This is a genomic window from Microbacterium sp. 22195, from assembly GCF_052056515.1.
Classification (GTDB): Bacteria; Actinomycetota; Actinomycetes; order Actinomycetales; family Microbacteriaceae; genus Microbacterium.
Map to the genome: position 1 here is coordinate 65922 of NZ_JBQEPE010000005.1, position 23402 is coordinate 89323.

Below are 23402 nucleotides of genomic sequence, written 5' to 3' on the forward strand. Positions count from 1 at the left end.
TTCCGCGGTGCCTCAGCGCGAGAGCAGTGCGACGGCCTCGAAGTGGTGCGAGTGCGGGAACAGGTCGAACGCCTGCAGCGAGGTCACGTCCCAGCCCAGCCCGCGGAACGTGCCGAGATCCCTCGCCAGAGCGACCGGATCGCAGGCCACGTAGACGACGACCTCGGGGTCGAGGGCGTGGATGGACTCGACGACCCCGCGTCCGGCGCCGGCGCGAGGCGGATCGAGCACCACGGCGCCCGCCCTGGTGCCCTCGGGCAGACCGGTCAGGAAGCGGTCCACCCTGGCGGTCACGGCCTGCGCGTCGAACGCCGCGAGGTTCTGCTGCGCGTGCTCGGTGGCGCGGCGGTCGGACTCGACGGTGACGATGTCGCTCGCGCCCTGCTCCCCCAGCGTCGCGGCGAACAGCCCGACGCCTCCGTACAGGTCGAAGTGCGTGGCATCCGCGTCGACGCGGCCGGCGAGCGCATCGCCGACGGCCTGGTGCAGCGTGTCGGCGGCGTGCGGATGCACTTGCCAGAACCCGCCGGCGTCCACCGCGAACCGGCGTCCGCCCGCCGTCTCGTAGACGCTCTCCTGCTTGCCGCGTCGACCGCCCTCGGGACGGGGCAGCACGCGCACGCGGCCGTCGCCCGGCTCGACGAGGTCCACGCGTCCGGGCTTCTGCGCCCGGAGCGCGAAGGCGGCGTCGGCCACCGCAGGGCGGGCGAGCGGCAGCGTCGCCACGTCGATCACGCGGTGGCTGCGCGCCGCGTACGGGCCGACACGGCCGTCGGCGTCGACATGCAGGGAGACGCGCGTGCGCCAGCCGGTGCCGTCACCCGCGTCCACGGCCCGCACCTCGGGGGCCTCGATCCCGGCGCCCGCGAACTTGTCCAGTGCCTCCTGCAGCACCTGCCGCTTGAGCACGCGCTGGTGGTCGAGGGCGATGTGCCCGAGGTCCGCGCCGCCGACCCTGTCCTCGGGCGCGCGCGACACGTCGGCCTCCGCCCACACGTGCGCGCGGCGGTGCGGCGAGGCATCGAGCACCTCCAGCGTCTCGGCGCGCCAGAAGGAGTCCTTGCTCGCATCCGTGATCTGAGCCCGCACCCGCTCGCCGGGGACGGCGTCGGGAACGAACACGACCCGCCCCTCGTGCCGGGCGATGAAGGTGCCGCCGTGCGCGATTCCGGTGATGTCGAGGTCGAGCGTGGGCTGCGAGGAGGTCATCGTTCCAGGATCCCACACCGCGAGCGCCCTATCGTGGGAGCATGCGCGTCTGCCTGGCATCCACGTCCCCCGCCCGACTCATGCTCCTGCGGCAGGCCGGCATCGAACCGCTCATCTTCTCCCCCGAGGTCGACGAGGACGCCGTGGGCGCCGCGGCCGAGGCGGAGCGCGGTGCGCCGCTGGCTCCGGCGGAGCTCGTGCTGCTGCTGGCCAGGGCCAAGGCCGCGGACGTCGCGCACAGGCTTCCGGCGCAGCATCCGGACTTCGACGGGATCGTGATCGGCGGCGACTCGATGTTCGCGCTCGGCGGCCAGGTCTACGGCAAGCCGTACACGCCGGAGGCCGCCCGGGAGCGCTGGCGGCTGATGCGCGGCGCCACCGGTGTGCTGCACTCCGGCCACTCCGTCTTCCGGGTCTCGCCCGGCACCGCCCCCGTCGAGGCCACCGCCGTCGCCGAGGCGGGCGTCACGTTCGCCGACGACCTGACGGATGCGGAGATCGACGCCTACATCGCCACCGGCGAGCCACTGCTGGTCGCGGGGGCGTTCACGGTCGACAGCCTGGGCGGCGCCTTCATCACCCGGGTGGACGGCGACCCGTCCACGGTGGTCGGCATGTCGCTGTCCACCCTGCGACGCCTCGCAGCAGAGCTCGGCGTGACCTGGACGGACCTCTGGAGCGCCTCCGTAGGTTCCTGATGACAGTTCCCACGATATCTTGTCGAGAGTCGTCAAAAAAACCGGCGGAACCCCCGCTAGGCTGAAACCCATGCCTGATATCGCCAAGGTCCTCATCGCAAACCGCGGCGAGATCGCCGTACGCATCGTCCGCGCCGCCCGCGACTCCGGGATCTCCTCCGTCGCCGTGTACGCCGACCAGGATCGCGACGCCATGCACGCGCGTCTCGCCGACGAGGCCTACGCGCTCGACGGTTCGACCAGCGCCGAGACGTACCTGCAGATCGACAAGATCCTGTCCGTCGCGCGCCGCTCGGGCGCGGATGCCGTGCACCCCGGCTACGGGTTCCTGGCCGAGAACGCCGAGTTCGCGCGCGCCGTCATCGGTGCGGGCATGATCTGGATCGGACCGTCGCCCGAGGCGATCGAGGCCCTCGGCGACAAGGTGACCGCGCGTCACGTCGCCGAGAAGGTCGGAGCGCCCCTCGCCCCCGGCACCCCCGGACCGGTCGAGACCGCCGACGAGGTCGTCGCCTTCGCCGAGAAGGTGGGCCTGCCCATCGCGATCAAGGCCGCCTACGGCGGCGGCGGACGCGGCCTCAAGGTCGCCCGCGAGCTCGGCGAGGTCGCCGAGCTGTTCGAGTCCGCCACCCGCGAGGCGGTCGCGGCGTTCGGCCGTGGCGAGTGCTTCGTGGAGAAGTACCTCGACAAGCCGCGCCACGTCGAGACGCAGTGCCTGGCGGATGCCGAGGGCAACGTCGTCGTGATCTCCACCCGCGACTGCTCGCTGCAGCGCCGGCACCAGAAGCTCGTCGAGGAGGCGCCCGCGCCGTTCCTGACCGACGAGCAGAACGAGCAGCTGTACGCCGCGTCGAAGGCCATCCTCAAGGAGGTCGGCTATGTGGGCGCAGGCACCTGCGAGTTCCTCATCGGCGCCGACGGCACCGTGTCCTTCCTCGAGGTGAACACCCGCCTGCAGGTGGAGCACCCCGTCTCCGAGGAGGTCACCGGCATCGACCTCGTGCGCGAGCAGTTCCGCATCGCGGCAGGCGGCACCATCGACTACGACGACCCCACCCCGCAGGGCCACTCCTTCGAGTTCCGCATCAACGGCGAGGACCCGGGCCGCGGCTTCCTGCCCCAGCCGGGCCCCATCAAGGTGTTCAAGACCTTCGGCGGCCCCGGCGTGCGCCTGGACTCCGGCGTCACCGCGGGCGACACCGTCTCCGGCGCGTTCGACTCCCTGCTGGCCAAGCTGATCGTCACCGGACGCGACCGCGCCGAGGCGCTGGAGCGCGCCCGCCGCACGCTCGACGAGTTCGAGGTCGCCGGCATGCCGACCGCGCTGCCGTTCCACCGCAAGGTGGTGCGCGACCCGGCCTTCACCGCCGAGAACGGCGAGTTCGGCGTGTACACCCGCTGGATCGAGACCGAGTTCGTCAACGACATCCCGGCCTGGGACGGTGAGCTGGAGGACCCGGCCGCCGCGCCCGGTCGTCACACCGTCGTCGTCGAGGTCGGCGGACGCCGCCTCGAGGTGAGCCTGCCCGACCATGTGACCGCACCGGTCTCCGGCACCGCCGGCCGCCCCGCCGCCGTTCCGCCGTCCCGCCGGACGCACGCCAGCACCGCCAGCGCGGGTGCCTCGGGCGACGCCGTGAAGTCGCCCATGCAGGCCACGATCGTGAAGGTCGCGGTCGAGGAGGGCCAGCACGTCGTCAAGGGCGACCTGGTCGTGGTGCTCGAGGCCATGAAGATGGAGCAGCCGCTGCAGGCGCACAAGGACGGCGTGATCGGCAACATCGACGCCGCCGCCGGGACCACGGTCTCCGCCGGGCACCAGCTGCTCACGATCAGCTGATCGCACGCTCTCACGCGAAAGGCGCGTCCCCGAGGGGGCGCGCCTTTCGCGTATGAGGGCGGGGCCGGTCAGCCGATGTTCACGAGGTGCATCGCGCGGGTCGCATCCGTGATGCTCGACGACAGCGACGGGTAGGCCGCGAACACGCGCGACACCTGGTCCACGTTCAGACGGCGCTCCACCGCGACGGCCAGCGGGAAGATCAGCTCGGATGCCTTGGGCGCGACGACGACGGCGCCGATGACGGTGCCCGAGCCCTTGCGGGCGATCACCTTCACGAAGCCGTCCTTGATGCCCATCATCTTCGCGCGGGGGTTAGCCGCCAGCGGCAGCTTGTAGGCGATGCCGTCGGCGGCGCCGTTCTCGATGTCCTGCTCCGAGAAGCCGACCGTGGCGATCTCGGGCGCGGTGAAGATGTTCGCGGTGATCTTGCGCTGCTCCAGCGGGATGACGATGTCGCCGAGGGCGTGGAAGACCGCCGTGCGCCCCTGCATGGAGGCGACGGATGCCAGCGGGAAGAAGTTCGTGCAGTCGCCGGCCGCGTAGATGTTCGACACCGAGGTGCGCGCCACCCGGTTGACCCGGATGTGCCCCGACTCGGTCAGCTCGACTCCGGCCTCCTCCAGCCCGATGCCCCGGGTGTTGGGGATCGACCCGACGGCCATCAGGCAGTGGCTGCCCTCGACCGTGCGCCCGTCGGAGAGCGTGACGAGCACGCCGTCCTCGGTGCGCTCCACCTTGTCGGCGCGAGACTTCGACAGCACCTGCATGCCGCCGCGCTTGAAGACCTTCTCCAGCACCTTCGCGGCGTCGCCGTCCTCACCGGGTAGCACCTGGTCGCGGCTCGAGATGAGCGTGACCTCGGCGCCGAGGTTCATGTAGGCCGAGGCGAACTCGGCGCCCGTGACGCCGGAGCCCACCACGATCAGGTGCTCGGGCAGAGCCTTCATGTCGTAGAGCTGGGTCCAGGTGAGGATGCGCTCCCCGTCGGGCTTCGCGGAATCGAGCTCGCGCGGCGATGCGCCCACCGAGACGACGATGGTGTCGGCCTCGATGCGATCGAAGTCCGTGCCTCCGGGCCCGGTGGCCACGACGATCGCGTTCGGGCCCTCCAGGCGGCCGTGGCCGGAGAGGATGCGCACGCCGGCCTCGAGCAGCGTGGCGCGCATGTCCTCGGACTGCTGTCCGGCCAGCGCCACCAGGCGCTTGTTGACGGCGGCGAGATTGATGGCGATCTCGGGCTTGAGCGGCTTGCCGTGCGCACCCTTCGCGTAGAACTGCACGCCCAGGTCGCTGGCCTCGGAGATCGCGACGGCGGCGTCCGCGGTGGCGATCAGGCTCTTCGACGGGACGACATCCGTCAGCACGGCGGAACCGCCCACCCCGACCCGCTCCACGAGCGTCACATCCGCGCCCAGCTGGGCGGCGGCGAGTGCTGCCTCATATCCGCCGGGGCCGCCACCGAGGACGGCCACGCTCTGCTGATTCGCGAAGGAAGTCTGAGACATGGACTCCATTCTTCCGTACCTGCAGTCGGCTCGGCGACGGTCCGGACTCGTGCACGTCCTCCGTACTGGCAGTGCGCCCCGCACATTCCTAGAGTGGACTCATGCAAGACACTCTCACGCACCCCCTCGACGCGCCCGACGCGAAGCCGTTCGAGGTCGCCGCCCAGGCCGCGGAAGACATCGCGCGGCTGACCGGGGTCGATCACCACGACATCGCGCTGACCCTCGGCTCCGGCTGGGGCAAGGCCGCCGAGCTCATCGGCGAGACCGTCGCGACGATCCCCGCCACCGAGGTCACCGGGTTCTCCAAGCCGGCTCTCGAGGGTCATGTGGGCACGCTGCGCAGCATCCGCACCGCCTCCGGGAAGAACGTGCTCGTGATCGGCGCGCGCACCCACTACTACGAGGGCCACGGCGTGCGCCGCGTGGTGCACTCGGTGCGCACCGCGGCCGCCACGGGCGCCAAGATCATGGTGCTCACCAACGGCGCCGGCGGCGTGCGCGAGACCTGGAAGCCGGGTCAGCCCGTGCTGATCAGCGACCACATCAACCTCACAGCCGACTCCCCGCTGGAGGGCGCGACCTTCATCGACCTGACTGATCTGTACGCGAAGCGCCTTCGCGACATCGCGCGCAGCATCGACCCGACCCTCGATGAGGGCGTCTACACCCAGTTCCGCGGTCCGCACTACGAGACCCCGGCCGAGGTGCAGATGGCGAAGACCATCGGCGGCCACATCGTCGGCATGTCCACCGCGCTCGAGGCGATCGCCGCCCGTGAGGCGGGCATGGAGATCCTCGGCTTCTCGCTGATCACGAACCTGGCCGCCGGCATCCAGAAGACGCCCCTCAGCCACGCCGAGGTCATCGAGGCCGGTCAGCAGGCCGAGCCGGTCATCTCCGCGCTCCTCGCCCGCGTGATCGAGGCGCTGTGAGCGCCGCCGAGCGCCTCGGCCAGGCGCGCGCCTGGCTGCGTCAGGACCCGGATGCCGAGACCCGCGATGAGCTGGCCGGCATCATCACCCGGGCCGCCGCCGGCGACACGCTCGCGGCCGCCGACCTCGAGGACCGTTTCTCGACCCGGCTGGCATTCGGCACGGCCGGCCTGCGCGGCGCCCTCGGCGCCGGCAGCAACCGCATGAACCGGGTGCTGATCGCCCAGGCCGCGGCCGGCTTCGCCGGGTATCTGCTGCAGCGGTCCGGCGCGGACGACGCACGCCCCACGGTCGTGATCGGCTACGACGGCCGCCGCAACTCGCGCCGCTTCGCGGTGGACTCCGCGGAGCTGTTCGCCGGTGCAGGCCTCCGCGCGATCCTGCTGCCCCGGCTGCTGCCGACGCCCGTGCTCGCGTTCGCCGTGCGCCACCTCGGCGCGGACGCCGGCGTGATGGTGACCGCCAGCCACAACCCGCCGAACGACAACGGCTACAAGGTCTACCTGGGCGGCTCGGATGCCGGCTCGCAGATCGTCTCCCCCGCGGATGCCGAGATCGCCGCGCACATCCAGCGTGTGGCGGATGCCGGCGACGTGGGCCTGCTGCCGCGCTCGGACGCGTACGAGGTGGCGGGCGAGGACGTCGTGGACGCCTACGTCGCCGCGACCGCGGCCGTCGCGCACGCCCCGTTCGGCGTGCAGGAGATGCGCTGGGTGTACACCGCGATGCACGGCGTGGGCTGGGAGACCTTCTCGCGCGTCGTGAAGGCGGCCGGCTACCCGGCGCCGCGCGTCGTCGAGGAGCAGCGCGACCCCGACCCGACGTTCCGCACGGTGTCCTTCCCGAACCCCGAGGAGCCGGGCGCGATGGACCTCTCCTTCGCCCGGGCCCGTGCGGTGGACGCCGAGCTCATCATCGCCAACGATCCGGACGCCGACCGCCTCGCGGTGGCGATCCCCGACGAGGGCGCCGAGGGCGGCTGGCGCCGCCTGACCGGCAACGAGGTCGGACTTCTGCTGGGCTGGCGCGCGGCGAAGGCTGCGCAGAGCACGCCCGGCGCGTCCCTGGCCTGCTCGCTGGTGTCCTCCCCCGGTCTCGGTGCGATCGCCGACGCGTACGGCCTGGACTTCCATGAGACGCTCACCGGCTTCAAGTGGATCTCCCGCGCGCCCGGCATGGTGTTCGGCTTCGAGGAGGCCCTCGGCTACCTGGTGAACCCGGGCACCGTGCGCGACAAGGACGGCATCTCCGCCGCCGTCGCGCTGCTGGGTCTCGCCGCCGACGCCCGCGTGCGCGGCGTCACGATCGCCGGTCTGCTCGAGGAGCTGGGCTCCGAGATCGGCCACTTCGCCAGCGGGCAGGTGTCCGTGCGCGTGGACGACCTGTCGATCATCGCGAACACCATGACGTCCCTGCGGGCCCAGCCTCCGGCATCCTTCGGCACCAGGGCCGTCGCGACCGCCGACGACCTCTCGCGCGGCGGAGCGGGTGTTCCCGCCGGCGACGTGCTGCGCTACCGCCTCGCCGACGGCTCCCGCGTGGTGGTCCGGCCCAGCGGCACCGAGCCCAAGCTGAAGATCTACATCGACGCCAGGGCCGGCTCCGCCTCCGAAGCGTCCGCCGCCGTGGCGGAGCTGGAGGCCGCGGTGCGGGAGCTGCTCGCGGAGCGGGGATGACCGTCCTGCGCAGGCGGGTCGTGGTCGGCGTCGACGACGGCGCCCACGCGCGCCCGGTCGCCGAGCTCGCCCGCCTGGCGCAGTCGCACCTCTCCCCGGTCCGGGTCACGACCCGCTCCGGGGAGACCGCCGACCTGACCAGCGTGCTGGCCGTGATGGATCTGGCGATCGCCTCCGGGGACGAGATCACCTTCGAGGTGGCGGACTCCCCGGAGGCGCCGGCGCTGCTCGACGCGCTGGAGGCCGTGCTCAGCCGTCGATGACGGCGACGAGCTCGTCGAGGAACGCGTCGAATCCGGTCGCGCGCCGCACGATGCGCTGCACGCTCTCCCGTTCGCTGAACACCTCGACGAGCTGTTCGAAGACGGTCTGGAACGCGTCCCTGTCGTCCTCGCTGAAGGCGGCGAGCGCGACGACCTGCACCCGCCCCGCTCCCCACGCGACCGAGCCGTCGGCGATTCCGATCGCGATGGCCGTGCGGCGCGCGGTCATCTGCAGCGCATGCGGGACGGCCAGCGCGTCCGTGAACGCCGTCGACGACATCCGCTCCCGCTCGATCGTGCCCGAGATGTAGTCCTCGCCGATCAGGCCCGCCGAGGTGAGCATCCCGCCCAGCATCCGGATGATCGTCTCCTCGCCGGCGTCCGGCACCGGGGAGAGGAACGCGTCCGCGGAGAAGTACCGCTGCAGCTCCTCCCTCAGGCGGCTGAGCCGGCGCGCCCGGCGGATGCGGGCGGCGGCCTGCTGCACGCGCTCGATGTCCGCCTCCGCGAGGAACGGCGTGATGCGCACCACCCGTTCATCCGTCCCCGCCGCGGGGATCGTGCTGAGCACCAGGTCGGTGTCGATGGCCGACCAGTCGGGGTCCATGCTGGTGTCCACTCGGACCACCTCGATCAGCCTCCCCAGTGAGCGATCCACGCTGGAGTGCAGCAGCTCCTGCAGCTCGCGGTAGCCCGGGCAGACGATCGTGGCGGTGAGGATGGTGTCCGCGGCCCGGCTGCGCTCCAGCCGGCCGCCGACGTGCATCGCGATGTACGCGATCTCGTCCTCCTGCAGGGGCACGCCCAGCCTGTCGTGCAGTCCGCTGGCGATGGACACCGCCACGTCGAAGATCATCGGGTAGGACGACTTCAGCGACTGCGTGAGCGGGTTGCGCGTCCAGGCGCTCTCCTGCGCCCGGTGCAGCAGGTTCTGCACGTGCAGGGCGAGGCGCACGATGAACGCCTCGTCGACCAGGTCGACCTGGTAGTCGCGCGCGGCCTGCTCGATCTCCGCTCGGACGGCCTGCACCACCTCGGCCTCGACGATCCGCGCCGCGTCCGCCGGGGGCTGCTCGCCCGGTGCCACCACGCGGGTGAGGACCAGGTTCGCGAGGTGCTCGCGATCGCCGTCACCGAGCGCGACGCCGAAGTGCTGGTCCGCGAGCCGGGCGATCGCGGATCCGACCACCCGCACCGCTTCCGAGGCGGAGTCGGTGCGCTCGGCGAGAGCGCGCCCGGCCGCGACGCGTTCGGCGGCGATCGTGATGTGCAGCAGCACGTCGCTGATCGCCAGTTCGTTGACGTAGTACCCCAGGTCGCCGAGCTCGCGCACGAGCGCCGACTTGAACGGCCCGATCGCGGCGGCCGGCACCGCCTCGGGGGCGAGTGCGCGCTGCAGCGCCTCCGGACGCAACGGCCCGGCATCCATCTCGTCCTGGGCCAGCCTGCTGAGCAGGCGCCTGAGGGCCTGCTCGTCGCCGCGCAGCCGCACCCGGTCCCGGTCGCGCTCCAGAGCGACGCGCCCTCCCTCCAGGAGCGCACGGACCCGTCCCAGGTCGTTCTCCAGCGTCGTCTCGCTGACGTGCAGCGCCAGCGCGGTGTCGTACACGTCGATGCCCTCGGCCTCGTCGACGAGCGTGCGTATCAGCCGGTGCAGGCGGGCGCGCGGCGTGCCCTGCGCATCGGGTTTCCCCGCCGCCGTGGCAGCCCCGGCACCGGCGCGATAGCCTGCGGGCCCGGAGTCCACAGCGCCCGCGGTGCGCGCGTTCAGCGCTGCGACGTAGGAGCGGATGCTGCGCGGTGTGACCCCCAGCTGGTCGGCCAGGCTCGCCGCCGTCGCCCAGGAGTCCTCCCGCCGGAGCACGGCGAGCAGCTGATCCTGACGCTGCCGCGACATCCGCCCGCCTTCCTCGCCGAGATGGTCCCTGCGCCTCCATGATGCCAGCCGACGAACGGACGGGGGCGGAAACCGGTGTTCCGCGGGGGCGGAAGCAACGTTGCTGGAAGAGCGCTGAGAGCGAGGGCGAGACTGGGGCGACCGGATGGAGAGGGAGATCGATGCGGATTCTCGTGGTGTGCGGCGCCGGAGCGTCGAGCACGTTCGTGGCCCAGCGCCTCGCGCGCGCGGCATCCGCATCGGGCCTGGACTGGAGCACCGAGGCCGGCACGGAGCGCACCGCGCTCACGGCCGTCGGCGTCGACCTCGTGCTGGTCGGCCCGCATCTGGCCGAGCAGGCCGACGGCATCCGCTCCGCCCTCCCCGCCGCCTCCCGCGTCGTCGTCCTCCCGGCCGACGCGTTCACCGACATCGACGGCAGCCGCACGCTGCGCCTCGTTCGCGACGCGATGGACGCGCCGCACGACCGGAAGGAATGACCATGACCGCCATCTCCCGCACCGTCCGGGTCGGCTCCTCGCACGGGCTGCACGCCCGCCCCGCCAAGCTGTTCGCACAGGCGGCGAAGGAGTCCGGCATCCCCGTGACGATCGCGAAGGACTCCGGCAAGCCCGTCAACGCCGCCAGCATCCTGGCCGTCGTCGCGCTGGGCATCGACTTCGGCGACCACGTGGTGCTCAGCGCCGACGGCGACAACGCAGAGGCCGTCCTGGACTCGCTCGTCGAGGTGCTCACCACCGATCACGACGAGGCCGCATGAGCGTCCTGCGCGGAGTCGGCATCGGTCAGGGCATCGCGACGGGTCCCGTCGTGCGCATGGCGCCGGCCCTGCCCGAGCCCGCCCGTGAGGCCAGCGCCCGCGGGGCCGACGCCGAGCGCGTGCGCGCCCGCGAGGCCATGACGGCCGTCGCCGCGGACCTGCAGCAGCGGGCGGACGCCGCCGGCGGCGCCGCCCAGGACGTGCTCGAGGCCCAGGCGATGATCGCCGAGGACCCGACGCTGACCGACGAGGTCGATGCGCGCATCGACGAGGGCGCCACCGCGGAGTGGGCCGTGCACGACGCGTTCGCGGGGTTCCGCGCGACGCTCGAGGCCGTGGGCGGATACCTCGGCGAGCGGGCCGCGGACCTGGACGACATCGCGCAGCGCGTGCTGGCCCGCCTGCAGGGCGTCGCCGCTCCCGGCGTGCCCGACCCCGGGCATCCGTTCGTCCTGGTCGCGCGCGACCTCGCCCCCGCCGACACAGCGCTGCTGAAGCTGGACCAGGTGCTGGCGCTGGTCACCTCCGACGGAGGCCCGACCTCGCACACGGCCATCCTGGCCAGGGAGAAGGGCATCGTCGCGATCGTCGGCGCCGCGGATGCGGCCGCTCTCGCCGACGGCACGACGGTCATCGTCGATGCGGCGGCGGGCACCGTGAACGACTCCCCCACCTCCGAGGAGCTCGCCGCGGTCGCCGAGCGGATCGCCTCGCGCGCCGCCGAGGACGCCCGGCCCGCCGGCCCCGGTGCTCTCGCCGACGGCACCCCGATCAGCCTGCTGGCCAATCTCGGAAAGCCGGCCGACGCCGCCGACGCCGTGGCGCGCGGCGCGGAGGGCGTCGGGCTGTTCCGCACCGAGTTCCTCTTCCTCGGGGCCTCGCAGGCGCCGACCATCGAGCAGCAGCGCGCCGCGTACGTCGAACTGCTGGGCGCTTTCGAGGGCCGGAAGGTCGTGGTTCGTCTGCTGGACGCCGGTGCCGACAAGCCGCTGGCGTTCCTCAACGACGCGCACGAGGAGAACCCGGCGCTCGGACTGCGGGGGCTCCGGGCGCTGCGTGCCAGCGAGGACATCCTGCGCGAGCAGCTGACGGCGCTGGCCGAGGCGGATGCCGCGACCGCGGCCGACCTCTGGGTGATGGCGCCCATGGTGACCACCGTCGAGGAGACTGCGTACTTCACTGCGCTGGCCAAGGAGTTCGGCCTGAAGACCGCGGGTGTGATGGTGGAGGTGCCGGCGAGCGCGCTCCTGGCCGACCGGGTCCTCGCGCATGCGGACTTCGCCTCCATCGGCACCAACGACCTCACCCAGTACACGATGGCCGCCGATCGGCTGCTCGGATCGGTGGCGGGGTTCCAGGACCCCTGGCACCCCGCGGTGCTGCGCCTGGTCCGCGAGGTCGGCGAAGCCGGCGCCCGTCTGGGCAAGCCCGTCGGCATCTGCGGCGAGGCCGCCGCGGATCCGCTGCTGGCCGTGGTGCTCGTCGGCCTGGGCGCGACGAGCCTGTCGATGGCGCCGTCCGCGCTCTCCGACGTGCGCCGCTCGATCTCGCAGCACACCCTCGAGGACGCGCGACGCATCGCGGCCTCCGCTCTCCTGGCGGACGACGCCGCCGGCGCCCGTGCCGCAGCGGCCGACGCCGCACAGCACTGACCCTTCCCCCCACCCCGCATCAGAAAGAGAAGACCATGACGACGACGTCACCCGCCACCCGTGGCGGCATCCGCGTGGGCGTGCAGCGATTCGGCACGTTCCTGTCCGGCATGATCATGCCGAACATCCCCGCCCTGATCGCGTGGGGCATCATCACTGCGTTCTTCATCCCCGCCGGATGGACTCCGAACGCGCAGCTGGCCGAGCTGGTCGGCCCGATGATCCACTACCTGCTGCCCATCGTCATCGCCTACACCGGCGGCACGCTGGTCTACAAGGTCCGCGGCGGGGTGGTCGCCGCGATCGCCGTGATGGGTGCGATCGCCGGATCCGACTACCTGATCGCTCAGGTGAACGCCGCCGATCTGCAGGCCTGGGTGGACGCGGGCAACACTGCCGACACGTTCCGGGCGCTGGGGCAGGTGCACATGTTCATCGGCGCGATGATCATGGGCCCGCTGGCCGCGTACACCATGAAGTGGCTCGACGGCCTGTGGGAGGGCCGGATCAAGGCCGGCTTCGAGATGCTCGTGAACATGTTCTCGGCCGGCATCTGGGGCTTCGTGATGGCCGTCGTCGGCTTCTATCCGGTGGCCTGGCTGGTCAACGGCATCATGAACGTGCTCTCCGCGGCGGTGAACTGGCTCGTCGCCACCAACCTCCTGCCCCTGACGAGCATCATCATCGAGCCCGCCAAGGTGTTCTTCCTGAACAACGCGATCAACCACGGCGTGCTCACGCCGCTGGGCACACAGCAGGCGACGGACAGCGGAAAGTCGATCCTGTTCCTGCTCGAGGCCAACCCCGGCCCCGGCATCGGCCTGCTCCTCGCGTTCGCGCTGTTCGGCCTCGGGGCCGCGAAGGCCTCGGCTCCCGGCGCCGCCGTCATCCAGTTCTTCGGCGGCATCCACGAGGTGTACTTCCCGTTCGCCCTGATGAAGCCCGTGCTGATCCTGGCCCTGATCGCCGGCGGCATGACCGGCGTCACCACGAACATGCTGTTCCACACCGGCCTCATCGCCCCCGCGGCGCCGGGCAGCATCATCGCGGTGCTCGGCCAGACCTATCGCACCGACTACGTCGGCGTGATCCTGTCCGTCGTCCTCTCCGCCGCCGTGACGTTCCTGATCGCCGGCCTGATCCTGCGGGCCAGCCGCAGGAAGGACCTCGCCAAGGAGGACGCCTTCGCGGCCGCCGTCGCCCAGACCGAGGCCAACAAGGGCAAGAAGTCGAGCGTCCTGGGCTCGCTCGCCGGCGCGGGCACCACGGTGACGACCCGTCCCATCGCGAGCATCGTGTTCGCCTGCGACGCGGGCATGGGATCGTCGGCGATGGGCGCGAGCGTGCTGCGCAACAAGATCAAGAAGGCCGGCATCCCCGGGGTCACGGTCACCAACGCGGCGATCGCGAACCTCGACGGCACCGCCGACCTGGTCATCACGCAGCAGCAGCTCACGGATCGCGCGAAGGCGCAGTCGCCGGCATCCGAGCACCTGTCCGTGGACAACTTCATGAACTCCCCGGTGTACGACGACGTCGTGACCCTGCTGCAGAACCAGGGCGCCGCACCCGCGGCATCCGAGGAGCAGGCCTCCGCCGCCGAGGCGCCGTCGTCCGCCGTCCTCACCGCCGACCGCGTGCGCATCCACCCCGGATCCGCCACCCGCGACGAAGCGCTGAAGGAGGCCGCGGACGTGCTGGTGGCCGCCGGCGCCGTCACGCCCGACTACCTGCAGGCCATGCACGACCGCGAGAAGTCGGTGTCGACCTTCATGGGCAACGGGCTGGCGATCCCGCACGGCACCAACGAGGCGAAGGACGCCGTGCTCGGCTCCGCGCTCAGCGTGGTCCGCTACGACGGCGGAGTGGACTGGGACGGCGACCGTGCCACGTTCGTGATCGGCATCGCGGGCAAGGACGGTGCGCACCTGCAGATCCTCTCCAGCATCGCCGAGCTGTTCTCCGACGACGACGACGTGGCGGCGCTCAACGCCGCGACGACGCCCGAGGAGCTCTTCGCGCTACTGTCGGCGGTGAACGAGGCATGAAGGCCGTCCACTTCGGCGCCGGCAACATCGGCCGGGGCTTCGTAGGCCTGCTGCTGCACCAGGGCGGGTATGAGCTGGTCTTCTCCGACGTCGCCGCCGCCCTGGTCGACGCGATCAACGCGGCCGACGAGTACACGGTGCACGAGGTGGGTGACGGCGGCGCCGACACCGTGGTCACCGGCTTCCGCGCGATCAACAGCGCTGAGGATCCCGAGGGCCTGATCGCCGAGATCGCGGATGCCGATGTCGTGACCACCGCCGTCGGGCCGACCGTGCTGCGGTTCGTCGCCGCGCCCATCCTCGACGCCCTGCGGCGTCGGGACGCGCAGGCGGCTCCGCTGCAGGTGATGGCGTGCGAGAACGCGATCGGGGCCACCGACCTGCTGAGGCAGGAGATCATCGCGCGCGCCGGCGAGGACTGGGGGGCCCTCGCCGGCCGGGCGGTGTTCGCGAACACCGCCGTCGACCGCATCGTGCCGGGGCAGCCCGAGGGCGCCGGGATCGATGTGACCGTGGAGCCCTTCTTCGAGTGGGCGATCGAACGCGGTCCGTTCGGTGCGAACCCGCCCCGCATCCCGGGAGCGCACTTCGTCGACGATCTCGCGCCCTACATCGAGCGCAAGCTGTTCACCGTGAACACCGGGCACGCCGCGACGGCGTACCTCGGCGCGCAGGCGGGCTACGAGCGCATCGCCGATGCCCTGGCCGACGAGGCGATCAGCGCCGCTGTGGCCGCCGCGCTCGAGGAGACCTCGGCGCTGCTGGCGGTCAAGCACGGCCTGGATCCCTCCGAGCTCGCCGAGTACCGCGCGACGATCCTGCGCCGCTTCGCCAACCCGGCCCTGCCCGACACCGTCTGGCGGGTGGGCCGGCAGCCGCTGCGGAAGCTGTCCCGACACGAGCGGTTCATCGGCCCGGCGGCGGAGGCCGTCGAGGCGGGGCTGAGCGCGGAGGCGCTGCTGGTCGCGATCGCCGCGGCCCTCGCCTTCGACGATCCCGCCGACGAGCAGTCGGTCGAGCTTCAGCGACGTCTGCGGACCGAGGAGCCCGGTCCGCTCGCCCTCGAGGTGACCGGGCTGGAGGAGCAGCATCCGCTCCTCCCCGCGGTGCAGGACGCCTTCGCCGCCCGCGCGGCAGCCGTCGCCGGGACCGTCTAGGCTCTCTGAGGGCGCGCCGCCCGCGCCGCCCTCAGGGAGTCCCATGCTCGTGCTCACCGCGCTCGTGACGATCGTCGCGGCCATCATCCAGCGCGTCACGGGCCTGGCCTTCGTGCTGGTGCTGATCGGCCCGATCGTGCTCGTCTACGGGCCCGTCGAGGGCGTGACGATCGCGGTGCTGCTGGCCGTGATCGCCTCGCTGTTCGCCGTGCCGAGCGCGTGGCGGGACGTGGACTGGCCCCGAACGCTGTGGCTGCTGGGGGCGGGGCTGGTCGCAGCTCCCCTCGGCGCGCTGACGGCGGCAGCGCTCCCGCAGACGGCGCTGCTCTTCCTCATCGGCGCGATGGGCGTGCTGGCGCTCAGCGTCCAGTGGCTCGGTCCCGTCGCGCGTCACGTGCGAGGACGTCCCGGGGCGATCGGCGCAGGTGCGCTGGCGGGCTTCATGCATGCCTCCAGCGGGCTTTCCGGACCCGCGCTCGCCTCCTTCGCGCTGGGCGACGACTGGGGGCAGCGGCGCTTCGCGGCGAGCGCGCAGATCGTCTTCCTCGGTTACGGCACGGTCTCGGTGGCCCTGCGGGGACTGCCGTCGACGCCGCTTCCCGATCTGGCCATCCTCGCCGCCTGCACGGCGGCGGGGATGCTCCTCGGGGCGTTCGCCGCGCGGCGGGTGCCGCTGGCCCTGGCGCGACGGGTGATGCTGCTGTGCGCATGGGCGGGGACGCTCGTCGTGCTGGGACGTGCGACCGCGTCTCTGTTCGCTTGATCCCCGGTTCCAGGAAGCGCTCTCCCACCGCTACGATCAAGGAACCGGGGGGATGATCGATCGAGCACGACGCCGTGCGGGAGTGAAATGAAGCGATACGCCGTCATCGGCGCCGGCCCCTCCGGCCTGTCCGCCGCCCGGGCCCTGCAGCTGCGCGGCATCGACGTCGAGGGCTACGAGGCGTCCTCCGGCGTCGGCGGGCTCTGGGACATCGACAACCCGCGCAGCACGATGTACGAGTCCGCGCACCTGATCTCCTCGCGCACGACCACCGAGTTCGCCGAGTTCCCGATGGACTCCGACGTCGACTACCCCGGCCATCGCGCATTGAAGGCGTACTTCGACTCCTTCGCGGACGCGTTCGGGCTGCGCGACCTGTTCCGCTTCGACACCAGGGTCACCCGGCTCGAGCACGGCGCCGACGGAGGGTGGATGCTGCACGCCGAGGGGCTCGAGCCGCGCCGCTACGACGGAGTGATCCTCGCCAACGGCACGCTCGCCGAGCCGCACATCCCCTCGTTCCCCGGGGAGTTCACCGGCGAGATCATGCACACCAGCGCGTACAAGCGCGCCGGGCAACTGACCGGGAAGCGCGTGCTGATCATCGGCGCAGGCAACTCCGGCTGCGACATCGCCGTGGACGGAGTGCACCACGCGGCCTCCGTCGACATGAGCGTGCGCCGCGGCTACTACTTCGTGCCGCGGTACATCTTCGGCAGGCCCAGCGACACGCTCAACCAGGGCCGCCCGCTTCCGGCGCGGCTCAAGCAGTTCATCGACACGCGGGTGCTGAAGGCCTTCACAGGCGATCCGGTGCGGTTCGGATTCCCGAAGCCCGACTACCGCATCTACGAGTCGCACCCGATCGTGAACACCCTGGTGCTGAACCACCTGGGGCAGGGCGATCTGCGCGTCCGCGCGGATGTCGACCGCTTCGACGGGCCGACTGTGCACTTCCGCGACGGCTCGTCGGGCGAGTACGACCTGATCCTGCTGGCCACCGGGTACAGGCTGGACTACCCGTTCGTCGACCGCGAGCACCTGCACTGGGAGCAGGCCTCGCCGAAGCTCTTCCTGAACGTCTTCCCCGCCTCCTTCAACGGGCTGTACGTCATCGGCATGATCGAGGCATCCGGCATCGGCTGGCAGGGCCGGTTCGAGCAGGCGCGGATGCTCGCCGCCTACCTCGCGGCGGACGAGGAGCGCGCCGCAGCCTTCCGTGCCCGCGTGGGAGGGCAGCCGTGGCCGGACACCACCGGCGGCTACCGCTATCTGGGCCTGGACCGGATGTCGTACTACGTCAACAAGGACGCCTACCGCTCCGTGGTGCGCGCCGCCATCCGCAGCCTGGAGGCGTGATGGACTTCGACCAGCTGACCCTCAATTTCACGCCCGGCACGCTGATGATCCTGAACGTCGTGCTCGGGCTGATCATGTTCGGCATCGCCCTGGACACGAAGCCCGGCGATTTCAAGGTCGTACTGCGGCATCCGCGGCCGTTCGTGATCGCGATCCTGGCGCAGCTGCTGGTGCTGCCGGCGGTCACCTTCGGGCTGACGCTGATCCTGCCGGTGAGCGCGTCGATGGCGCTCGGCATGATCCTGGTGGCCTGCTGCCCGCCCGGCAACATCTCGCAGGTGCTCACGCACCGCTCCGGCGGCAACGTGGCGCTGTCGGTGTCGCTGACGGCGGTGGGCAACCTCATCTACATCGTGGCGATGCCGCTCAGCATCGCCTTCTGGGGCTCGCTGCATCCGACCGCCCGCACCCTGCTGCATGCGGTCGCGCTCGACCCGTGGAAGATGCTGCTGGAGATCGTGCTGATCATCGGGCTGCCGTTCGCGGCCGGACTGCTGCTCCGTGCGCGCCTGCCGCGCTTCGCGCAGCGCGTCCAGCCGTTCGTGCGCTGGTTCAGCCTGATCGCGCTGGTCGGGTTCATCATCGGGGCGCTCGCGGGCAATTGGGCGGTGTTCCTCAGCGTGATCGGCACCGTGCTGATCGTGGTGGCGATCCACGACGCGGTTGCGCTGGCGATCGGCTACTCCACCGCCGCGGTCGGGGGCCTCGGCACGCCGGGGCGCAAGGCCATGACCTTCGAGGTCGGCATCCGCAACTCCGGGCTCGGTCTGGGCCTGATCTTCGCGTTCTTCAACGGGCTCGGGGGCATGGCGGTTGTGGCGGGCTGGTGGGGCGTGTGGGACATCATCGCCGGGCTCGTGCTGGCCGGGCTCTGGGCGATGCACACCAGGCGCCGCACCGGATCGGCGCGCGGAGACGCCTCCCGGCACGCCGCGGAGCCGGACGCCGCCGAGGCGGCCCCCGCGTGAGCCGGGTGCTGATCACCGGCGGCTCCGGATTCCTCGGCTCGCACGTCACCGCGCTGCTCGCGCAGCATCCGTCGGTGGAGGTCGTCGTCAGCGGCGACCTGCGCGACTCCGCCGTTCCCGGCGTGATCTCCGAGCGCGTCGACGTGACGGATGCCGCGGGCATCGCGCCCGTGCTGCGACGGCACCGCATCGACACGGTCGTGCACCTGGCCGCCATCGTGAACCCGGGGCGCGACGTCGCCCTGGAGTACCGCGTCGACGTCGACGGCAGCCGGATCGTGCTGGATGCCTGCCTCGACGCCGGCGTGCGCCGCCTCGTGGTCTCCAGCTCGGGCGCGGCGTACGGATATCACGCCGACAGTCCCGAGTGGCTCGACGAGCGCGACCCCGTGCGCGGCAACGACGAGTTCCCCTACTCGCGGCACAAGCGGATCGTGGAGGAGATGCTCGCGCAGGCGCGGGCCGAGCATCCGGAGCTCGAGCAGGTGATCTTCCGGATCGGGACGATCCTGGGTCCCACCGTGCACAACCAGATCACCGCGCTGTGGGACGGCAGGCGGCTGCTGCGCGTGGCCGGCTCCGACTCGCCCTTCGTGTTCGTGTGGGTCGACGACGTCGCGGGCGCCATGGTGCGAGCCGCGACCGACGGTCCGGCCGGTGTCTTCAACGTCGCCGGCGACGGCCGCATGACGGTGCCGGAGATCGCTGCGCGACTCGGCAAGCGGATGCTGAGCGTCCCCGCCTGGGTGCTGGGTGCCGCGCTCGCGGTCGGGCACGCCCTCCGGCTGACCGAGCACGGTCCGGAGAAGGTGCGCTTCCTGCGCCACCGGCCGGTGCTGGCGAATCGGCGCCTGAAGGAGGAGTTCGGCTACACGCCTGCCCGCACGTCGCGGGAGGCGTTCGAGGAGTATCTGCGCACGCATCCCGGCATCGTGCGCTGACGCTGAGCGCCCGGGTTCAGGCCAGGACCGGGTCCAGCAGCGGATGAAGGTGGCGGGAACGCAGCACGGCGGATGCCGAGCGGGCGCCGGCCGCGAGGGCGTCGGGTACCGCCGCGCCGTGCAGCACGGCATCCAGCACACCGGCGAGGAACGCGTCACCGGCGCCGTTGGTGTCGACGACCTCGACCGGCACCGCCGCGACCCGATGGACCTCGCCCTCGGCGTCGACCGCGACGGCGCCCTCCGCGCCGAGCGTGCAGACCGCGAGCGTCGCTCCTGCGTCGATGCGCGACCGCAGGAAGGCGACGGGATCGTCCAGGCGGTCGGCGTTGCAGAACACCGCATCGGCCGCAGCGAGGAACGGCCGGTGGAACTCCGCCTCGCCGTCGTAGTCGTGCACGTCCACCCAGATCGGGCGGCCCGTGCGCTGCGCGAGAGGAAGGAGGCGCAGCGGCTCCGCGGCGAGGTCCAGGACGATCACCCCGGCGGCGGCCATCTCGGTCTCGATCGCGGCGTCCCCGGCGCCGTCGGTCGCGGCGGCGCCGGACAGGTAGAGCGAGACCCGCTCCCCCGTCCTGGTCATCAGGTTCAGATGCCGCTCGGTGGTCGGCGAGTCCGCCCACCGCGTCGCGACACCGGCGCGCTCCAGCGCCTCCCGCACGCGACGCCCCGGCTCATCCTCCGCCGTGACGGCGTACAGCAGGGTCTCGCGCCCGAGCGCCGTGAGGCTCAGCGCCTTACCCGCACTCGTGCCGCCGAGGGTCTCCCAGGAGTCCTCGGCGAACTGCATGTGCGGCACGGGCTCGGGTAGCCGGTCCAGGACGACCAGCTGGTTCCAGGAGGCGGGGCCGGCGATGAAGACGGAGCTCATGCCGCGCTCAGCGCTCGAAGCCCTCGCCGATCATCTCCACCAGCTCCTCGCGCTCCTCGACCGGGAGGAACGCGGCGGATGCGGCGTTGAACTGGAACTCCTCCAGGTCGTCCAGGTCGTAGTCGAACGCGTCGACGAGGAGCGCCAGCTCGCGGGTGAGCGACGTGCCGCTCATGGTGCGGTTGTCGGTGTTGACGGTCACGGAGAAGCCCAGCTGGTACAGCAGGTCGAAGGGGTGGTCGGCGAACTCGTCGCCCCACGGCGCGATCGCGCCGGTCTGCAGGTTGGACGACGGCGAGAGCTCCAGCGGGATCTCGCGGTCGCGCACCCAGCGCGCGAGATCGCCGAACTGCACCTGCACGTCGTCGCCCTCGCGCTCGACGATCTGCAGATCCTCTGCGATGCGCACTCCGTGGCCCAGCCGCAGCGCACGCCCGTCGATGAGCGCCGAGCGGATGGAGCCGGGGCCTGCCGCCTCACCGGCGTGCACCGTGACCGGCATGAACTCGGATGCCAGGTAGTCGAAGGCCTCGCGGTGACGCGACGCGGGGAACCCGTCCTCGGGACCGGCGATGTCGAAGGCGACGACGCCGCGCTCGCGGAAGCGCACCGCCAGCTCGGCGATCTCGCGGGTCCGCCCCTCCTGCCGCATGGCGGACAGGATCTGACCGACGCGGATGCTGCGGCCTGCGGCGTCCGCGTCGTCCTCGCCCTGCTCGATGCCGGCCTGCACCGCCTGCACGGCGGCGTCCAGGCTCAGACCGCCTGCCAGGTGCTGCTCAGGGGCCCAGCGCACCTCGCCGTACACGACGCCGTCCGCGGCGAGGTCGGCGACGAACTCCCGGGCGACGCGGGTCAGCGCGCGCTCGGTCTGCAGCACCGAGGTGACCAGGTCGAACGTCTTCAGGTACTGGGGCAGCGAGCCCGTGCCGGACTGCTGGTCGAACCAGCGCCGCAGGCCCTTGGCGTCGGTCGCGGGAGCCGCTACCCCCGCCTCGTCCGCGAGCTCGAGGATGGTGCCGATGCGCACGCCCCCGTCGAGGTGGTCGTGCAGCGACACCTTCGGCAGCGCCCGCAGGGACCGGCCCTGCACCGTCAGATCGCCGTTCTGGTCGATGGTCATCGAAGTCTCTCCGTGGGGTCAGGCGGTGATGCGCTCGCGCACGATGGGCTGCGAGGCGGGGGCCGTCTGGCCGACCTCGTAGGCGCCGTCGAGCGCCTGCAGCGCGCGGGCGAAGCGGGCGTCGTCGTCGGCCGAGAGCGTGAACAGCGTCTGCCCCGCCGTCACGCGGTCTCCGGGCTTGACGGCCAGATCGATGCCGGCGGCGTGGATCACCGGGTCCTCCGCGCGGGCGCGGCCCGCACCCAGACGCCAGGCCGCGATACCGAAGGGCAGCGCGTCCATCCGGGTCACGACGCCGTCGACGGCGGCACGGACCACATGGGTCTCCCGCGCGGTGGGCAGCGCCGCGTCGGGGTCCCCGTCCTGCGCGCGGATCATCGCCTTCCAGGAGTCCATCGCACGTCCGTCGTCGAGGGCCTTCTCCACGTCGGCATCCGGCTGTCCCGCCAGGGCGAGCATCTCCCTGGCCAGGGCGAGGGTCAGGTCGCGCACGTCGGCGGGACCGCCACCGGCGAGGATCTCGACGGACTCGCGCACCTCGTTGGCGTTGCCGATCGCAAGGCCGAGCGGGGTGTTCATGTCGGTCAGGAGCGCCGTGGTCGCCACGCCGGAGTCGGTGCCGAGGGCGACCATGGTCCGGGCCAGCTCACGCGCGCGGTCGATGTCCTGCATGAACGCGCCGTTGCCGAACTTCACGTCCAGCACCAGGGCATCCGTCCCCTCGGCGATCTTCTTCGACATGATGCTCGAGGCGATCAGCGGGATCGCCTCGACCGTGCCGGTGACGTCGCGCAGCGCATACAGCTTCTTGTCCGCCGGGGCGAGGCCGGAGCCCGCCGCGCAGATCACCGCTCCCACGTCGCCCTTCATCTGGGCGAACATCTCCTCGTTGCTCAGCGCCGCGCGCCAGCCGGGGATCGACTCGAGCTTGTCGAGCGTGCCGCCGGTGTGACCGAGGCCCCGTCCGCTCAGCTGCGGCACGGCCACCCCGAAGGATGCCACCAGGGGCGCCAGCGGAAGCGTGATCTTGTCGCCCACCCCACCGGTGGAGTGCTTGTCGACGGTGCGCTTGCCGAGGTCGGCGAAGCTCATCCGCTCCCCCGTCGCGATCATCGCGTCGGTCATCACGCGGATCTCGTCGCGCTCCATGCCGCGCTGCAGCACGGCCATCGCGAACGACGCCATCTGGGCGTCCGACACGTATCCACGGGTGTACGCATCGATCATCCAGCGCAGCGGCGCCTCGGCCACCGCGCCGCCGTCGCGCTTGGTGCGGATGACGTCGACGGCGTCGAACGGCTCGACGCTCATCGGACGATCTCCAGGTCGGCGGGACCGAACCTGTCAGGCAGCACCTCGTCGATCGTGCGGATGCCGGAGACCGTCTCCAGCAGCATCTCCGGGCTCGCGTGCTCGGACAGCAGCTGCCGGCAGCGGCCGCAGGGCATGATGGTCTGCCCGTCGTTGTTCACGCAGACGAAGGCCACGAGCTTGCCACCGCCGGACATGTGCAGATCGCCGACCAGTGCGCACTCCGCGCACAGGGTGACGCCGTAGGACGCGTTCTCGACGTTGCATCCGGCGACCACGCGCCCGTCGTCGACGAGCGCGGCAGCGCCCACCCGGTACCGCGAGTACGGCGCGTACGCCTTCTGCATCGCTTCGGTCGCGACCTGACGCAGGTCGTCCCAGTCGATGTCCGTCATGACTTCTTCACAGCTCCTCAGTGTCGAT

Annotated in this window: 21 protein-coding genes; 14 read left to right on the forward strand and 7 right to left on the reverse strand. The window is 71.8% G+C overall.

Annotation, left to right across the window (positions count from 1 at the left end):
• Positions 1-12 precede the first annotated feature (12 nt).
• Entirely contained in the window at positions 13-1209 is a 1197-nt protein-coding gene (locus ACTJJ4_RS14475; RefSeq protein ID WP_440943980.1) for a class I SAM-dependent RNA methyltransferase, read from the reverse strand.
• A 41-nt stretch (positions 1210-1250) separates the two neighbouring features.
• Here ACTJJ4_RS14475 and ACTJJ4_RS14480 point away from each other — a divergent pair, with 41 nt between their 5' ends.
• Positions 1251-1907 (forward strand): Maf family protein, encoded by a 657-nt coding sequence (locus ACTJJ4_RS14480; protein ID WP_440943981.1) that lies wholly within the window; start codon positions 1251-1253, stop codon positions 1905-1907.
• A 70-nt stretch (positions 1908-1977) separates the two neighbouring features.
• Positions 1978-3747: an acetyl/propionyl/methylcrotonyl-CoA carboxylase subunit alpha gene (locus ACTJJ4_RS14485; RefSeq protein ID WP_440943982.1), complete on the forward strand. Its 1770-nt coding sequence runs from the start codon at positions 1978-1980 to the stop codon at positions 3745-3747.
• 68 nt (positions 3748-3815) lie between these two features.
• Here ACTJJ4_RS14485 and ACTJJ4_RS14490 read toward each other — a convergent pair whose 3' ends face one another.
• Positions 3816-5264, reverse strand: coding sequence for an NAD(P)H-quinone dehydrogenase (locus ACTJJ4_RS14490; protein ID WP_292704692.1), 1449 nt, complete (start codon positions 5262-5264; stop codon positions 3816-3818).
• Between the two features lie 92 nt (positions 5265-5356).
• Between ACTJJ4_RS14490 and ACTJJ4_RS14495 the strand changes: the two genes are divergently transcribed.
• Genes ACTJJ4_RS14495 through ACTJJ4_RS14505 form a run of 3 tightly spaced genes read left to right on the forward strand, consistent with a single transcriptional unit; the run spans position 5357 to position 8129 of the window.
• Positions 5357-6190 carry a purine-nucleoside phosphorylase gene (locus ACTJJ4_RS14495; RefSeq protein WP_285636057.1) on the forward strand — a complete coding sequence of 278 codons (834 nt, stop codon included), beginning with the start codon at positions 5357-5359 and terminating at the stop codon, positions 6188-6190.
• Positions 6187-7866 carry a phospho-sugar mutase gene (locus ACTJJ4_RS14500; protein ID WP_440943983.1) on the forward strand — a complete coding sequence of 560 codons (1680 nt, stop codon included), beginning with the start codon at positions 6187-6189 and terminating at the stop codon, positions 7864-7866. The genes ACTJJ4_RS14495 and ACTJJ4_RS14500 overlap by 4 nt, the downstream gene beginning before the upstream one ends.
• Positions 7863-8129, forward strand: coding sequence for an HPr family phosphocarrier protein (locus ACTJJ4_RS14505; protein ID WP_292704688.1), 267 nt, complete (start codon positions 7863-7865; stop codon positions 8127-8129). The genes ACTJJ4_RS14500 and ACTJJ4_RS14505 overlap by 4 nt, the downstream gene beginning before the upstream one ends.
• Here the strand turns inward: ACTJJ4_RS14505 and ACTJJ4_RS14510 are convergent.
• Positions 8116-10026 (reverse strand): BglG family transcription antiterminator, encoded by a 1911-nt coding sequence (locus tag ACTJJ4_RS14510; RefSeq protein WP_440943984.1) that lies wholly within the window; start codon positions 10024-10026, stop codon positions 8116-8118. The two genes, ACTJJ4_RS14505 and ACTJJ4_RS14510, sit on opposite strands and share 14 nt — an antisense overlap.
• A gap of 161 nt (positions 10027-10187) precedes the next feature.
• Here ACTJJ4_RS14510 and ACTJJ4_RS14515 point away from each other — a divergent pair, with 161 nt between their 5' ends.
• The 9 genes from ACTJJ4_RS14515 to ACTJJ4_RS14555 all read left to right on the forward strand — a co-directional run bounded on the left by ACTJJ4_RS14515 (position 10188) and on the right by ACTJJ4_RS14555 (position 19674).
• Positions 10188-10505: a PTS sugar transporter subunit IIB gene (locus ACTJJ4_RS14515; RefSeq protein WP_440943985.1), complete on the forward strand. Its 318-nt coding sequence runs from the start codon at positions 10188-10190 to the stop codon at positions 10503-10505.
• 2 nt (positions 10506-10507) lie between these two features.
• Positions 10508-10786 (forward strand): HPr family phosphocarrier protein, encoded by a 279-nt coding sequence (locus ACTJJ4_RS14520; RefSeq protein WP_285636068.1) that lies wholly within the window; start codon positions 10508-10510, stop codon positions 10784-10786.
• Complete coding sequence (ptsP, locus tag ACTJJ4_RS14525; RefSeq protein ID WP_440943986.1) at positions 10783-12438, forward strand: phosphoenolpyruvate--protein phosphotransferase; 1656 nt, start codon at positions 10783-10785, stop codon at positions 12436-12438. The genes ACTJJ4_RS14520 and ptsP overlap by 4 nt, the downstream gene beginning before the upstream one ends.
• Positions 12439-12473: 35 nt before the next feature.
• The gene (locus tag ACTJJ4_RS14530) at positions 12474-14486 is read left to right on the forward strand and encodes a PTS sugar transporter subunit IIA (RefSeq protein ID WP_440943987.1); all 2013 of its coding nucleotides are present in this window, start codon (positions 12474-12476) and stop codon (positions 14484-14486) included.
• Positions 14483-15643, forward strand: coding sequence for a mannitol-1-phosphate 5-dehydrogenase (locus ACTJJ4_RS14535; RefSeq protein WP_440943988.1), 1161 nt, complete (start codon positions 14483-14485; stop codon positions 15641-15643). The genes ACTJJ4_RS14530 and ACTJJ4_RS14535 overlap by 4 nt, the downstream gene beginning before the upstream one ends.
• A 43-nt stretch (positions 15644-15686) precedes the next feature.
• Complete coding sequence (locus tag ACTJJ4_RS14540) at positions 15687-16406, forward strand: sulfite exporter TauE/SafE family protein (RefSeq protein ID WP_440943989.1); 720 nt, start codon at positions 15687-15689, stop codon at positions 16404-16406.
• 87 nt (positions 16407-16493) lie between these two features.
• Positions 16494-17765, forward strand: a complete 1272-nt coding sequence (locus tag ACTJJ4_RS14545; RefSeq protein WP_440943990.1) for a flavin-containing monooxygenase — start codon at positions 16494-16496, stop codon at positions 17763-17765.
• The gene (locus tag ACTJJ4_RS14550; RefSeq protein WP_440944167.1) at positions 17765-18733 is read left to right on the forward strand and encodes a bile acid:sodium symporter family protein; all 969 of its coding nucleotides are present in this window, start codon (positions 17765-17767) and stop codon (positions 18731-18733) included. The genes ACTJJ4_RS14545 and ACTJJ4_RS14550 overlap by 1 nt, the downstream gene beginning before the upstream one ends.
• Positions 18730-19674: an SDR family oxidoreductase gene (locus ACTJJ4_RS14555; RefSeq protein ID WP_440943991.1), complete on the forward strand. Its 945-nt coding sequence runs from the start codon at positions 18730-18732 to the stop codon at positions 19672-19674. Before ACTJJ4_RS14550 ends, ACTJJ4_RS14555 begins: the two co-directional genes overlap by 4 nt.
• A 16-nt stretch (positions 19675-19690) precedes the next feature.
• On the opposite strand, the gene ACTJJ4_RS14560 is transcribed toward ACTJJ4_RS14555, so the two are convergent.
• From ACTJJ4_RS14560 to ACTJJ4_RS14575, 4 genes are read right to left on the reverse strand one after another with little or no spacing between them, the layout of a single operon-like run.
• Complete coding sequence (locus ACTJJ4_RS14560; RefSeq protein ID WP_440943992.1) at positions 19691-20545, reverse strand: carbohydrate kinase family protein; 855 nt, start codon at positions 20543-20545, stop codon at positions 19691-19693.
• Between the two features lie 7 nt (positions 20546-20552).
• Positions 20553-21668 carry an adenosine deaminase gene (locus ACTJJ4_RS14565; RefSeq protein ID WP_440943993.1) on the reverse strand — a complete coding sequence of 372 codons (1116 nt, stop codon included), beginning with the start codon at positions 21666-21668 and terminating at the stop codon, positions 20553-20555.
• Positions 21669-21686: 18 nt separating this feature from the next.
• Positions 21687-22979, reverse strand: coding sequence for a thymidine phosphorylase (locus ACTJJ4_RS14570; RefSeq protein ID WP_440943994.1), 1293 nt, complete (start codon positions 22977-22979; stop codon positions 21687-21689).
• On the reverse strand, positions 22976-23395 hold the full coding sequence (locus ACTJJ4_RS14575; protein ID WP_285638499.1) for a cytidine deaminase: 420 nt from the start codon (positions 23393-23395) through the stop codon (positions 22976-22978). Before ACTJJ4_RS14575 ends, ACTJJ4_RS14570 begins: the two co-directional genes overlap by 4 nt.
• Positions 23396-23402: the final 7 nt, after the last annotated feature.

What these genes read in the sequence shown, in the direction of transcription:
- ACTJJ4_RS14475 (WP_440943980.1), bottom strand. Translation starts at nt 1,209, where the DNA reads ATGACCTCCTCGCAGCCCACGCTCGACCTCGACATCACCGGAATCGCG.
- ACTJJ4_RS14480 (WP_440943981.1), top strand. Translation starts at nt 1,251, where the DNA reads ATGCGCGTCTGCCTGGCATCCACGTCCCCCGCCCGACTCATGCTCCTG.
- ACTJJ4_RS14485 (WP_440943982.1), top strand. Translation starts at nt 1,978, where the DNA reads ATGCCTGATATCGCCAAGGTCCTCATCGCAAACCGCGGCGAGATCGCC.
- ACTJJ4_RS14490 (WP_292704692.1), bottom strand. Translation starts at nt 5,264, where the DNA reads ATGGAGTCCATGTCTCAGACTTCCTTCGCGAATCAGCAGAGCGTGGCC.
- ACTJJ4_RS14495 (WP_285636057.1), top strand. Translation starts at nt 5,357, where the DNA reads ATGCAAGACACTCTCACGCACCCCCTCGACGCGCCCGACGCGAAGCCG.
- ACTJJ4_RS14505 (WP_292704688.1), top strand. Translation starts at nt 7,863, where the DNA reads ATGACCGTCCTGCGCAGGCGGGTCGTGGTCGGCGTCGACGACGGCGCC.
- ACTJJ4_RS14510 (WP_440943984.1), bottom strand. Translation starts at nt 10,026, where the DNA reads ATGTCGCGGCAGCGTCAGGATCAGCTGCTCGCCGTGCTCCGGCGGGAG.
- ACTJJ4_RS14515 (WP_440943985.1), top strand. Translation starts at nt 10,188, where the DNA reads ATGCGGATTCTCGTGGTGTGCGGCGCCGGAGCGTCGAGCACGTTCGTG.
- ACTJJ4_RS14520 (WP_285636068.1), top strand. Translation starts at nt 10,508, where the DNA reads ATGACCGCCATCTCCCGCACCGTCCGGGTCGGCTCCTCGCACGGGCTG.
- ptsP (WP_440943986.1), top strand. Translation starts at nt 10,783, where the DNA reads ATGAGCGTCCTGCGCGGAGTCGGCATCGGTCAGGGCATCGCGACGGGT.
- ACTJJ4_RS14530 (WP_440943987.1), top strand. Translation starts at nt 12,474, where the DNA reads ATGACGACGACGTCACCCGCCACCCGTGGCGGCATCCGCGTGGGCGTG.
- ACTJJ4_RS14535 (WP_440943988.1), top strand. Translation starts at nt 14,483, where the DNA reads ATGAAGGCCGTCCACTTCGGCGCCGGCAACATCGGCCGGGGCTTCGTA.
- ACTJJ4_RS14540 (WP_440943989.1), top strand. Translation starts at nt 15,687, where the DNA reads ATGCTCGTGCTCACCGCGCTCGTGACGATCGTCGCGGCCATCATCCAG.
- ACTJJ4_RS14545 (WP_440943990.1), top strand. Translation starts at nt 16,494, where the DNA reads ATGAAGCGATACGCCGTCATCGGCGCCGGCCCCTCCGGCCTGTCCGCC.
- ACTJJ4_RS14550 (WP_440944167.1), top strand. Translation starts at nt 17,765, where the DNA reads ATGGACTTCGACCAGCTGACCCTCAATTTCACGCCCGGCACGCTGATG.
- ACTJJ4_RS14560 (WP_440943992.1), bottom strand. Translation starts at nt 20,545, where the DNA reads ATGAGCTCCGTCTTCATCGCCGGCCCCGCCTCCTGGAACCAGCTGGTC.
- ACTJJ4_RS14565 (WP_440943993.1), bottom strand. Translation starts at nt 21,668, where the DNA reads ATGACCATCGACCAGAACGGCGATCTGACGGTGCAGGGCCGGTCCCTG.
- ACTJJ4_RS14570 (WP_440943994.1), bottom strand. Translation starts at nt 22,979, where the DNA reads ATGAGCGTCGAGCCGTTCGACGCCGTCGACGTCATCCGCACCAAGCGC.